Annotated in this window: 9 protein-coding genes; 4 read left to right on the forward strand and 5 right to left on the reverse strand. The window is 71.3% G+C overall.

All coding sequences use genetic code 11. From position 1 onward, the window contains the following. From IO30_RS0125555 to IO30_RS0125575, 5 genes are all read right to left on the reverse strand, one after another. Positions 1–1,223 (reverse strand): hypothetical protein (locus IO30_RS0125555; protein ID WP_031146553.1); only part of this gene is annotated, 1,223 nt, incomplete at its 3' end. Positions 1,224–1,242: 19 nt separating this feature from the next. Further along, positions 1,243–3,405, reverse strand: a complete 2,163-nt coding sequence (locus tag IO30_RS0125560) for a HEAT repeat domain-containing protein (RefSeq protein WP_031146555.1) — start codon at positions 3,403–3,405, stop codon at positions 1,243–1,245. Beyond that, on the reverse strand, positions 3,402–4,196 hold the full coding sequence (locus IO30_RS0125565; protein WP_308443098.1) for a hypothetical protein: 795 nt from the start codon (positions 4,194–4,196) through the stop codon (positions 3,402–3,404). Before IO30_RS0125565 ends, IO30_RS0125560 begins: the two co-directional genes overlap by 4 nt. A gap of 160 nt (positions 4,197–4,356) precedes the next feature. After that, positions 4,357–5,064, reverse strand: a complete 708-nt coding sequence (locus IO30_RS0125570; RefSeq protein WP_031146559.1) for a Crp/Fnr family transcriptional regulator — start codon at positions 5,062–5,064, stop codon at positions 4,357–4,359. A 145-nt stretch (positions 5,065–5,209) separates the two neighbouring features. Then, positions 5,210–7,708, reverse strand: a complete 2,499-nt coding sequence (locus IO30_RS0125575) for a YfhO family protein (RefSeq protein WP_051902590.1) — start codon at positions 7,706–7,708, stop codon at positions 5,210–5,212. 478 nt (positions 7,709–8,186) lie between these two features. Between IO30_RS0125575 and rpsL the strand changes: the two genes are divergently transcribed. From rpsL to tuf, 4 genes are all read left to right on the forward strand, one after another. Continuing rightward, a complete protein-coding gene (gene rpsL, locus IO30_RS0125580; protein WP_007265893.1) occupies positions 8,187–8,558 on the forward strand; it encodes a 30S ribosomal protein S12 in 372 nt (123 codons plus the stop codon). A gap of 2 nt (positions 8,559–8,560) precedes the next feature. After that, on the forward strand, positions 8,561–9,031 hold the full coding sequence (rpsG, locus tag IO30_RS0125585) for a 30S ribosomal protein S7 (protein ID WP_007265894.1): 471 nt from the start codon (positions 8,561–8,563) through the stop codon (positions 9,029–9,031). A gap of 39 nt (positions 9,032–9,070) precedes the next feature. Further along, positions 9,071–11,203 (forward strand): elongation factor G, encoded by a 2,133-nt coding sequence (fusA, locus tag IO30_RS0125590; protein WP_031146564.1) that lies wholly within the window; start codon positions 9,071–9,073, stop codon positions 11,201–11,203. 149 nt (positions 11,204–11,352) lie between these two features. Then, on the forward strand, positions 11,353–12,546 hold the full coding sequence (tuf, locus tag IO30_RS0125595) for an elongation factor Tu (RefSeq protein ID WP_031146566.1): 1,194 nt from the start codon (positions 11,353–11,355) through the stop codon (positions 12,544–12,546). The last annotated feature ends 193 nt before the right edge of the window (positions 12,547–12,739 follow it).

Genomic DNA, 12,739 nt, shown 5'->3' on the forward strand with positions numbered 1-12,739 from the left:
TGTGGTGGGGTGGCGTACGGCTGCGCCGGGCTCGGAGCCGGGGCCAGCGGTGGGGTGGCGTACGGCTGCGCCGCCGTGGGAGGCGGGGGAGCGTCGTGGGGGCCCGCCGGGGGCTGGGGCGGGAGCTGGCCCGGGTAGGGCGGCGGGGGCGGGTCGTGGGCCACGCCCGGGAGGCGCTGGTTCAGGATGTCGTTCATGGCCCGCAGCGCCAGCTGCTTGGGCCCCTGCAACTCGTGCCGCTCGGCCCCGCCGCCGCCCAGGACCTGGCTGACCAGGGCCATCTGGTCCCGGATCATCTGGAGCTGGTCCTCGCGCATGGTGCGCATGACGAGGGCGGAGTCCTCCGGGTGCTGCGCCAGGTGCAGGGCCCAGCCGTGCACCCCGCCCTGCTGGAGGTGCCACTGGTAGAAGGCGATCTTCTCGGCCTCGACCCGCTGGAGCTCCGCCTGCTGGCGGCTGAGCTCCACGCGCCGCTGGTGCTCCCACTGCTGCTGCTGGAGGGTGAGCTGGTGCTGCTGCCCGCCGTAGGCCAGCGCCCGGTCCGTGGTGAGCTCGTCCTGTTGCCGGGCCCGCTGGTCGAGCTGGACGTCGACCCGCATGCCCAGGCGTTCGCCGAGCAGCTGCTCGTCGGTGCTGTGGGTGATGGCCTGCATCCGCAGCTGGTGGTCGATGTTCTCCTGGTCGCGGCGCAGCCGGACCGTCCACGTGGTGTGGAGTCCGCAGTCCTGGCCCAGGGGACCGGCCTCGGGCAGTGCCCGTAAGAGCTCGGCCTCGGCCAGGGCGCTGTCGGCGATGGCGAAGCGCCGTGCGACCGGCCGCGCGGCCCGCTCCAGCTCGCCGAGCAGCAGCCGCGGCACATGGCGGTGGCCGCTTTCCACGAAGCGGGCGGGGTCCGAGACCCGCCAGCTGAGCTCCACGACGACCACGAACTGGTGGGCGTCGTTGTCACTGGGCAGCTGGATCTCCGCCGCGACGTGGTGGACGCCGGTGTCGACCTCGTAGACCGCCGTGTAGCCGCGCGTCGAGCCCGGCCGGTGCGGCGGCAGGAAGGCGACGTAGCCGCCCTTGGCGGTCGAGAAGACGAGGGCGTGGTCGATGCGGGACTGGAGCCTGCGGAACACCTCGAACCGTGCGAGCTGCTGTACGGCGAGCACCGGGTCGACCAGCTGGGCGTGCCGGTCGGCGGACTGCTGCCACTCGGTGTGGTGGCGGGGGTCGGGCATGGTGCGGCTTCTCCTCGGTTCAGTGGGTCGGCAGTACGGTCAGCAGGCGCCCGGCGACGGCCGGAACCACCCCGGCGCTCCCGGAGCGCAGGAGGTACAGCAGCCGGGCGCACTCGTTGGGGCCGGTGGCCAGGGCCGCGAGCAGGGCGGCGAGGGCCCATTCGGTGGAGGGGTCGCGGTCCGCGGCCAGCACCCAGTCGTGCAGCACGTCCAGGGCGGGCTGGTTGCCGGGGCCGTCGAGGAGCGCCCGCCACAGGACGGCGATGCCCTCGGCGGAGCCCTGGGGCCCGTCGGCGTCCTTCGCGTACCAGTCCAGGACCAGCGGGCGGCCGTACGGTTCGTCGTCCTCGGTGTGGCGGCAGGCGCGCAGGAAACCGTCGAGGGCGAGGTCCGCGGCGGCCGGGTCGTCGTCGGGGGTGCGCAGCAGTTCGGCGAGGACCGTGTCGCGCGCGTCGGACAGGAGGAGCAGTTCTACGGCCTGGGCGAGTTCGACGCGCATCGCCGTGTCCTCGTCGGTGAGGCGGCGTACGGCCGCGCGCAGGGCTTCGAGGGTCTGCACGGGCCGTTCGTCGCCGATCAGCCCGTGCACGCGGACCGCGGCCCAGCGCAGGCGCGGGTGGGCGTCCGGGTCGGAGCACCAGCGGTCGATGATCCGCGGGATGTTCGGGGTGCCGATGATGTGGGCGAGCGCGAGGGCGTTGACCGCGCCGACGCGCAGCCGGGGCCGGTCGGAGCGGGCCCAGTCCTCGATGACGAGGGCCATCGCGGAGGGCAGGTCGTGGAGGGCGAGGACCGCCGCGGTGGACGCGGCCCGGGTGCGGACGAAGGCCCGGCCGTCGGCGGCGAGCAGCCGCAGCCAGCCGACGAGGGCGGGGCGGGCGGACGGGTGCCCGGTCCAGACCTCGCGCAGCAGGACGGCGGCGACGCGGCCGTCCTCGAAGGCGGCCATCCACTGGGTCACCGGCCCCCACTCGGTCTCCTCCTCCTTCGGGTAGCGGTGGGCGCGGGCCAGCCGGAGGCGTTTGGCGGGGTTGGTGCCGAAGACGGGGACGGCGGCCGGCCGGTCGGGGTCCTCGGTCTGCTGGAGGAGGCCGAACAGGAGGTCGCTGAGCTCGGCGGTGAGGGCGTACGGGCCTTTGTGGAAGGCGGCGAGGGCGACGAGGAAGGCCTTCTCCCGCAGGTGGGGCATGCCGTCCGGGTCCTCGAACCATTCCTGGACCTGCTGTTCCAGGGTGCCCTGGGAGAAGGTCTCGATCTCCGTGGGATCCGTGCCGTGGCGGGAGTGCCGGCCGAGCAGGACCGCGAACTGCGCCGCCTCGCGGAGCTGGTGGGGATGGTTCAGGAAGTTGGCGACGGCGGGGAGGTCCAGCAGCCGCCGTAACTCCTCCCCGCCGTCCACGAGGGCCCGCAGGGAGGAGCGCAGGACGGCCGCGGTGCCCGGGGGCTGCCAGGCGCGGCCGCCGATGCCCTCCAGGTGGGTGTGCGGGCCTGCGGTGATGACGAGGAAGCTGCGCTCGTCGAGCTTGCCCCGGGCGGCGAGCAGATGGGTGTCGCGCAGCGGGCCGTCCTGTGCGGTGATCGGGTCGCAGAGCACGTATCCGCGGGCCGGCTCCGGGCCGAGCCGGTCGGCGATCTCCGCGGGCGGTGCGCTGCGGTCCAGCGCGTGGACCGAGGCCACGCCGAGGTGGCGCAGCAGCATGAACGCGGCGGTGCGGCGGCCGGTGAAACGGGGGCCGGTGAGGACCAGGACGCGGTCCTCGCGGAGGCGGTCCAGGAGGTCCTGGAAGTTGCTGCCGTTTGCGACGAAGACCTGGTCGAGGTGGAGGAGGGTGGAGAGCGGAACCTCGCCGGAGGTGGGTGCGGGGCTGCCGGCCGACAGGTGGTTGACGGTCACGTTGCCGGTGAAGGTGCCGCCGCTGATGCCGTGGTGGCCGGTGCCGAAGGCCCCGCCGCCGAAGGCTCCGCCGTTGACGCGCATCGTGTCGGGGATGCCGCGCAACAGGTCCCGGCGGGCGTCGTACGCGCTCTGCGGGGCCTCTTCCTCGGCGGCCGGGGCCTGGGCCTGGGCGGCGGGGGCAGCGGCGGCCCCGGCTCCGGCTCCGGCGCCCGGTTCGGCCGGGGCCTCGGCCCGGTCCGGGCTCTCGGGTGGTGCTGCGGCCTCCGCCGCCTTGGCCGCGTTCACCGGGGGCCACCGCCGTCGAGGCGGACCTCACCGCTGAAGGTGCCGCCGCTGATGCCGTGGTGGCCGGTGCCGAAGGCCCCGCCGCCGAAGGTGCCGCCGTTGATCACGACCGAGGGCTGCGCCGGGGCGGCCGGGGCGGGTGCGGCCGGTGCCTGCGCCGGGGCGGCAGGGGCCGCGGGCTGCCCCGTCCCGGCGCCGGAGTCCCCCTCGGTCTCCGGCGCCGGGCCCCCTTGCGGCAGTGGTCCGTACAGCCACGCGCGGAGCGGGCCGTTCTTGCTCGGCACGGTGATCCCGGTGAACCGCTCCGCCGGGATGCCGGGGTGCTGGTGGTGCACGATCGCCTCGTGCACGCGCTCCGAGACGCACAGCGCGAAGTCCTCCGTGCTCGCGCGCAGCGCACCGCGCAGGGCGTCCGCGTCCAGCAGCCGGCAGGCGAGGTTGAGGTCGGAGCCGACCTCGCCGCCGAGCTCGTCGAGGTCCACGTACCCGGTGGCCAGCACCCCGCGGAGCCTGATCTGGGCGGAGCTGGACGCCAGCCGGTTCACGGCGCGCAGCTGGGCCGGCAGCTCGGTCAGCAGCACCCGAAGCAGCTTGTCCAGCGGGGCGTTGGCGTCGATGACCTCGATGAGCCCGTCGCCGCGGTCGGACCGCCGCCGCAGGGTCGCGTCGACGTCGGCGGCCAGCAGCACCTCGTCGATCACGCGGTAGAGCATCCGGCGCAGCCAGGCCTGGGCCACGTCGTCGCGGTCGCTGTACCGCTCGATGTCGAGCAGGAGCAGGTTGCGGTTCACGGGGTGGATCATGATCGCCTCTCGCTGGATTCCGTACTGAGCTGAGGGTGGCGTCGCGGCGGCCCCGGCCGTGAGGGCGGATGACGCACTCGGACTGTGACCGTGTGCACAGTTGTGCGGCGGGGCCGGGACGAGGTGGCGCAGGGGGGGCGGCCGCCGGTCAGGGGGCGGGGCGGGCGATCCGGCGCAGCACGTCCGGCCGCACGATCACCACGCTGCGGTGTCCGGTGAGCACGACCCCGCGCTCGCGGAGCTCCTTGAGCTCGCGCTGGACCATCTCGCGGGAGGCCCCGACGGCTCCGGCGAGCTCTTCCTTGGTGAGCGGTACGGCCAGTTCCACGCCCGCGTCGGAGGGGCGCCCGTGCGTCCTGGACAGGTCCAGGAGCAGGACGGCGAGCCGCTCGCGGACGCTCATCGACGCGAATTCCAGGCGCCGCTGGTCGGCCGCGCGGGTGCGGTCGCAGGTGAGGCCGAGCAGCCGCAGGGCGACGGTGGGGGAGGAGGCGAGGAACGCGCGGAAGCTCTCGTGGTCCACGGCCACGGCCCGGACCCGCTCCAGCGCGGTCACGGTGGCGGAGCGCGGGCGTCCGGTCAGTGCGGCGGACTCCCCGAGGATGTCGCCCGGGCCGCGCAGGGCGAGCAGCGCGTGGTAGCCGCTGGCGGCGGAGACGGTGACCTTCGTCCAGCCGTGCAGGATCAGCAGGATGTGGGACGAGGGCTCGTTCTGGTGGATCAGGCGGTCGCGCGGCGCGAAGTCCAGTTCGCGGCCGAGCGCGCGTAACGCCGTACCGTCCTCGCTCTCCAGCCGGGCCAGGAAGGGGACGCGGTCGTCCAGCCCCCCGTCGCCCGGGAGGTCTTCCAAAGCCATGCGGGCCCCCCGATCCGTCAGGGCGGTCAATGTACTGACCGTGGGGTGCGCGCAGATCCGGAACAACGGGATTCGCGCCGGATGCTCACGGAGCGTACGCAAAACCCCCCGACTCCGTCACGGTGTGGGGGGATTTGCCGGACCTCTACGGATATCGGGGAGCGGCTGCGCGGCCCCGGCGCAGGCCCGCCACCGTGACCGAGGCCAGGGCGAGGAGGGCCAGGGCCGCGCCCGCGAGCCCCGGGGCGAGGCCCCTGGGGGTGAAGGCGCAGGACACCTCCTCCGTGCCCGCGGGCAGCTCCACCGCGACCAGCCCGTGGAAGCTCCTGACCGGGGCCGAGCACTGCCAGCCGGGCACGTCCGTCATCGCCAGGACGGCCGTGCCGCGGGCGCCGCGGGGCAGGGTGGCCGCGATGCGGTGGCCGCCCGTCTCGACCGCGGTGGCCCCGGTGACGGTCAGCTGCCGCACGGTCGCGTCGAGCGCGGCGCGGTCCAGGCAGCCGAGCGGGTGGCTGCCGGCGCCCGCGCCCCGGGTGCGGGTCTGCACGGTGACGGCCACCGCGCCCGAGGCGGGGACCGGGCCCAGCGGGACCACGCCCGTCCGCACGTCCTCCAGCCGCCGCGCCGCGGCGCCGTGGCGCAGGGTGCCGTACAGCGCGGGGGAGTACCAGTAGGCCGCGGAGCCGGGGGTGCACCGGGCGGCGTAGGTCTGCGCGGTGGGGCTGCCCCCGCGGGTGATCCGCGGGACCTGGTAGACGGTGGCGCCCAGGACGTTCTCCTGGCGGGCCCAGACGCTGCCGGGCGGATGGGGCGAGGTGTAGGCCGCGGAGCGGACCGTGACCAGCGGGGGCGCGGGGAACCGCGAGGCCGTCCAGGTGCCGGGGCCGGCGTCACCCGGGCGCACGCGCGCGCCGATCGAGAAGACCGCGTCGAGCACGGGGTTGTCGGCGCCGAAGAAGGTGCGGCCGCCGTTCTTGTAGCCGTAGCCGAGCGGTGCCAGCGCCTCGAACGTGGCCTTCGGGAGGTAGCTGCTGTAGTACTGCGGTCCCTCCGCGCGCAGGGCGAGCGCGTCGTTGTACGAGGACTGCGGCGCGCCCGGGTCGGTCCGGTAGGCGGGCCAGCCGTCCACGTCCTGGACGGCGGCGAAGTGCCGGTCGACCGACGGGCCGGAGGTGACGGCGGGCCTGGCCCAGCGCTCGCGGGAGCGGCGGGCGTCCGCATTGGCCGCGGCGGCCGCGGACTCGACGAGGACGACGGCTGCCATCAGTGCGGCCGCGAGGGGGACCAGGTGGCGGCGCTTGTCGCCGAGCGCCAGCAGGACCAGCGCCAGCAGCGACAGGCCGCCCCCGCCGAGGACGGCCGGCCAGGTCCAGCCGCCGAAGTCGTCGGTGCGGCGCAGCGCGAAGGCGGCCGTGACCAGCAGGGCGGCGGACAGGACCAGGTGCAGGGGGCGCGGCCGGTGGGCCAGGGCCAGCCAGGCGAGCACCACCAGCATGCCGCTGAGGACGAAGGTCTCGCGGTACGGATTGCCGTTCGGGACCGCGAGGCCGTGCCACACGAGCTGGGTGGGCGGGAACTGGAACGAGGCCGCCACGAGCACGGTCGCGCCGCCCCACACCAGACGGGTCCGCCGCGCGACGGCGGTGTTCAGGAGGAAGCTGCCGGCCAGGATCAGCCCCAGTGAGGCCACGTACAGCCGGGGCCGGCCGCCCCACAGGTGGGTGGCCGGGAGGAGACCGGTGAGGAAGACGTCGATCCGCACCGGGTCGAAGGCGGCGGCCCCGGTGGGCTGCGCGGAGCCGCTGGACAGGAACGACGGCAGCAGCAGCGGCAGCGTGAGCAGGATGCCGGTGACGGCGGCCGTCGCGGCCCGCCACACCGCGCCCAGCCGCTGACGGGGTGTGGTGCCGCGGGTGGCGAGGCGGACGGCCAGCAGGACGCAGGCGGCCATCGTGGCCATCATCGCGGTGTAGAAGTTGCCGTACCAGGCGAGCGCGACGAGCAGGGCCGCACCCGGCCAGCGGCGCTCCTCCAGGCACCACTCGACGGCGATGCCCAGCATCGGGAGCGCGGCCAGGCCCCAGAGCCACATGGGGATGTACGAGGCGTCGCTGAGCGCCCAGCCGCACAGGCCGTAACAGGCGCCGAGGGTGCCGCGCTGCCACCAGGGCCCGGGGTGCAGCTTGCCGAGGTACACCGCCATCAGGGCGGCGGCGGTGCCCATCGTGACCGGGCTGACGGCGAAGACGGCGAGGTCGACGCGGTCGCGCGGGACGAGCACGGCCAGCCAGGAGAACGGGTTGCCGAGGTAGGTGGAGTAGTCGGACAGGAACTGCTGGCCGAAGCCGCCGCGCCAGGTGAACAGCAGGTCACCGGCGGCCTGCCCGTGCACCAGGTCCCACAGCCCCCGGTGGAAGGGCACGTACTGGTTGGCCTGGTCGTTGACGGCCCGGCCGGCGGGGCCGAAGGGGGCGGAGCCGCGGGCGGCCCAGGCCGCGCAGAAGGCTGCCGAGGTGAGGAAGAAGGCCAGCAGGGGTGCGTACAGGGCGGCCGGGCGCGGGCGCCGGGGGCGCGGCAGGAGGCCGCGGCGGCTCGCGCGGGGCGGACCGGCGGTCGTCGTCGGGTCCGAAGTGGCCGTCCCCAATGTCCCGCTCCCTCATGGTCGTACCGTTTGGGCTGAAGCGCTCGGCAGTGTAGGGCCCCGGGGCCACCCGGATGACCCGCGAGGCGGCGCGTACGGGGGTGTTCGACCGCCCCGTACGAGGTCCCGTGCGGGAGCATCGCCGCAGCTCCATAGCACGTCCGTGCAGCTTGCGCGCGTCGGAGGGGCCGCACCCCGGTGTCGCCCGTGCGGCGCACGGGCCGGAGGGATCTTCACGCCTGCGCGGCCAGGCTTTTGTTTTGACCGGAGTGGATGCGATAGGTACGCTCAGACCTTGTGCCTGGGGTGTGCCTGGGCTCCCGTGCGTGTCCATCAACCGCATGCGAGCCGAGTCAGCCACCGCGATCCATGCGTCTCCGTGCTTGCGCGGAGGTCCGCCGGATCCGACACACCCGACCGCGTGGGTCGGCAAATGTTCCAGGTTAGCTTCACTACACGGCACACAGAAACCGGAGAAGTAGTGCCTACGATCCAGCAGCTGGTCCGGAAGGGCCGGCAGGACAAGGTCGAGAAGACAAAGACCCCCGCGCTTGAGGCTTCGCCCCAGCGTCGTGGCGTCTGCACGCGAGTGTTCACGACCACCCCGAAGAAGCCGAACTCGGCGCTCCGTAAGGTCGCGCGTGTGCGTCTGACCTCCGGCATCGAGGTCACGGCCTACATTCCGGGTGAGGGACACAACCTGCAGGAGCACTCGATCGTGCTCGTGCGTGGTGGCCGTGTGAAGGACCTGCCGGGTGTTCGTTACAAGATCATCCGCGGTGCGCTTGACACCCAGGCTGTCAAGAACCGCAAGCAGGCCCGCAGCCGCTACGGCGCCAAGAAGGAGAAGTAAGAATGCCTCGTAAGGGCCCCGCCCCGAAGCGCCCGGTCATCATCGACCCGGTCTACGCATCTCCTCTGGTGACGTCGCTCATCAACAAGATCCTCCTGAACGGCAAGCGCTCCACCGCCGAGCGCATCGTTTACGGCGCCATGGAAGGCCTCCGCGAGAAGACCGGCAACGACCCGGTCATCACGCTGAAGCGCGCGCTCGAGAACGTCAAGCCGTCCCTCGAGGTCAAGTCCCGCCGTGTCGGTGGCGCGACCTACCAGGTTCCCGTCGAGGTCAAGCCGGGTCGTCAGTCGACCCTGGCCCTCCGCTGGCTCGTGGGTTACTCCCGCGCCCGTCGTGAGAAGACCATGACCGAGCGCCTGATGAACGAGCTGCTCGACGCCTCCAACGGTCTTGGCGCTGCCGTCAAGAAGCGCGAGGACACCCACAAGATGGCCGAGTCCAACAAGGCCTTCGCGCACTACCGCTGGTAGTTCAAACCCACATCGAGACCGAGAGAAGACTGAGCCGATATGGCTACCACTTCGCTTGACCTGGCCAAGGTCCGCAACATCGGGATCATGGCCCACATCGACGCGGGCAAGACGACCACCACCGAGCGCATCCTGTTCTACACCGGTGTGTCTTACAAGATCGGTGAAGTCCACGACGGCGCTGCCACGATGGACTGGATGGAGCAGGAGCAGGAGCGCGGCATCACGATCACGTCCGCCGCGACGACCTGCCACTGGCCGCTCGAGGACGTCGACCACACCATCAACATCATCGACACCCCGGGTCACGTGGACTTCACCGTCGAGGTGGAGCGTTCGCTCCGCGTCCTCGACGGTGCCGTCACCGTGTTCGACGGTGTCGCCGGTGTGGAGCCGCAGTCCGAGACCGTTTGGCGTCAGGCGGACCGCTACGGCGTCCCGCGCATCTGCTTCGTCAACAAGCTGGACCGCACCGGCGCCGAGTTCCACCGCTGTGTCGACATGATCAAGGACCGCCTCGGTGCGGTTCCGATCGTCATGCAGCTCCCCATCGGTGCCGAGATGGACTTCCAGGGCGTTGTCGACCTGGTCACCATGAAGGCGTTCGTCTGGTCCGCCGAGGCGACCAAGGGCGAGATGTACGACATCGTCGACATCCCGGCCACGCACACCGAGGCTGCTGAGGAGTGGCGCGGCAAGCTGGTCGAGACCGTCGCCGAGAACGACGACGAGATCATGGAGCTCTTCCTGAACGGCGACGAGCCGTCCGTGGAGCAGCTGCACGCCGCCGTCCGTCGCATCATCCTTGGCTCCGGCAAGGGCAAGGGCGAGCCCACGATCACTGCGGTGTTCTGTGGCACGGCGTTCAAGAACAAGGGCGTCCAGCCCCTGCTCGACGCCGTCGTCCGCTACCTGCCGTCGCCGCTGGACATCGAGGCCATCGAAGGCCACGACGTCCGCGACGCCGAGGTCGTCGTGAAGCGCAAGCCTTCCGACGAGGAGCCGCTCGCGGCTCTGGCGTTCAAGATCATGAGCGACCCGCACCTGGGCAAGCTCACCTTCGTCCGGGTTTACTCGGGCCGCCTGGAGGCCGGCACTGCGGTGCTGAACTCCGTCAAGGGCAAGAAGGAGCGCATCGGCAAGATCTACCGCATGCACGCGAACAAGCGTGAGGAGATCGCGTCGGTGGGCGCCGGTGACATCGTCGCCGTCATGGGCCTGAAGCAGACCACCACCGGTGAGACGCTGTGTGACGACAAGGCACCCGTGATCCTGGAGTCCATGGACTTCCCGGCTCCGGTCATCCAGGTCGCCATCGAGCCCAAGTCCAAGGGTGACCAGGAGAAGCTGGGTGTCGCCATCCAGCGTCTCGCGGAGGAGGACCCCTCCTTCCACGTTCACTCGGACGAGGAGACGGGCCAGACCATCCTCGGCGGTATGGGCGAGCTGCACCTTGAGGTGCTGGTCGACCGTATGAAGCGCGAGTTCAAGGTCGAGGCCAACGTCGGCAAGCCGCAGGTCGCGTACCGCGAGACGATCCGTGGGACCGTCGAGCGTCTTGACTACACCCACAAGAAGCAGACCGGTGGTACCGGTCAGTTCGCCAAGGTGCAGATCGCGATCGAGCCCATCACCGAGACCGACGGTCCGGCGTACGAGTTCGTGAACAAGGTCACCGGTGGCCGCGTCCCGAAGGAGTACATCCCTTCGGTCGACGCCGGTGCGCAGGAGGCCATGCAGTTCGGCATCCTGGCGGGCTACGAGATGACTGGCGTCCGCGTCACGCTTCTCGACGGTGGCTACCACGAGGTCGACTCCTCCGAGCTCGCGTTCAAGATCGCCGGCTCGCAGGCCTTCAAGGAGGCCGCGCGCAAGGCGTCCCCCGTGCTCATGGAGCCGATGATGGCCGTAGAGGTCACCACGCCCGAGGACTACATGGGTGACGTCATCGGTGACATCAACTCCCGCCGTGGCCAGATCCAGGCCATGGAGGAGCGTCACGGTGCTCGCGTCGTGAAGGGCCTCGTGCCCCTTTCGGAGATGTTCGGCTACGTCGGAGACCTCCGCAGCAAGACCTCGGGTCGCGCCAGCTACTCGATGCAGTTCGACTCCTACGCCGAGGTTCCCCGGAACGTCGCTGAGGAGATCATCGCGAAGGCCAAGGGCGAGTAACTCTTCCGAGTACACGCTTTAGGCTTGTCACCGGAGCCTCTGGGGCAGCAGGAGTAACACTTCCGTTGCCCCGGGGGAACCGGCTTTCCAGCAAAGATCACCTGGCGCCGATGAGTAAGGCGTACAGAACCACTCTCCAGGAGGACCCCGTGGCGAAGGCGAAGTTCGAGCGGACTAAGCCGCACGTCAACATCGGCACCATCGGTCACATTGACCACGGTAAGACGACCCTCACGGCCGCCATTACCAAGGTGCTGCACGACGCGTACCCGGACCTGAACGAGGCCTCGGCCTTCGACCAGATCGACAAGGCTCCTGAGGAGCGCCAGCGCGGTATCACCATCTCGATCGCGCACGTCGAGTACCAGACCGAGGCGCGTCACTACGCCCACGTCGACTGCCCGGGTCACGCTGACTACATCAAGAACATGATCACCGGTGCCGCGCAGATGGACGGCGCGATCCTCGTGGTCGCCGCCACCGACGGCCCGATGCCGCAGACCAAGGAGCACGTGCTCCTGGCCCGCCAGGTCGGCGTCCCCTACATCGTTGTCGCCCTGAACAAGGCCGACATGGTGGACGACGAGGAGATCCTGGAGCTCGTCGAGCTCGAGGTCCGTGAGCTGCTCTCCGAGTACGAGTTCCCGGGCGACGACCTGCCGGTCGTCCGCGTCTCCGCGCTGAAGGCGCTCGAGGGCGACAAGGAGTGGGGCGAGAAGCTTCTCGGCCTCATGGCTGCCGTCGACGAGGCCATCCCGACCCCGCCGCGTGACACCGAGAAGCCGTTCCTCATGCCCGTCGAGGACGTCTTCACGATCACCGGTCGCGGTACGGTCGTCACCGGCCGTATCGAGCGTGGTGTCCTGAAGGTCAACGAGACCGTCGACATCATCGGTATCAAGGAAGAGAAGACCACCACCACGGTCACCGGTATCGAGATGTTCCGCAAGCTGCTCGACGAGGGCCAGGCGGGCGAGAACGTCGGTCTGCTCCTCCGTGGCATCAAGCGCGAGGACGTCGAGCGCGGCCAGGTCATCATCAAGCCCGGTTCGGTCACGCCGCACACCGAGTTCGAGGCCCAGGCCTACATCCTGTCGAAGGACGAGGGTGGCCGTCACACCCCCTTCTTCAACAACTACCGTCCGCAGTTCTACTTCCGTACCACGGACGTCACGGGTGTCGTCACCCTGCCGGCCGGCACGGAGATGGTCATGCCGGGCGACAACACCGAGATGACGGTCGCGCTGATCCAGCCGGTCGCCATGGAGGAGGGCCTGAAGTTCGCCATCCGTGAGGGTGGTCGTACCGTGGGCGCCGGCCAGGTCACCAAGATCTCGAAGTAATTCGAGTTCTGACCTGGTAGCTCGTCAGCGAGCACCAAGTTGAACTGAAGGGCCCCGTCCCACCGCTCCGGCGGAGGGACGGGGCCCTTCGGCGTCCCGTGTCCTTGCTCACGGCCGACGGCGTAGGGCGCACCGGCGCCGCGGGCCGACGACGGACCCGGTCCGTACGGAGGGTCAACGGCCGGACTCCGCC

Origin of the sequence: Streptomyces xanthophaeus (genome assembly GCF_000725805.1) — a bacterium.
GTDB classification, from domain to species: Bacteria; Actinomycetota; Actinomycetes; order Streptomycetales; family Streptomycetaceae; genus Streptomyces; species Streptomyces xanthophaeus.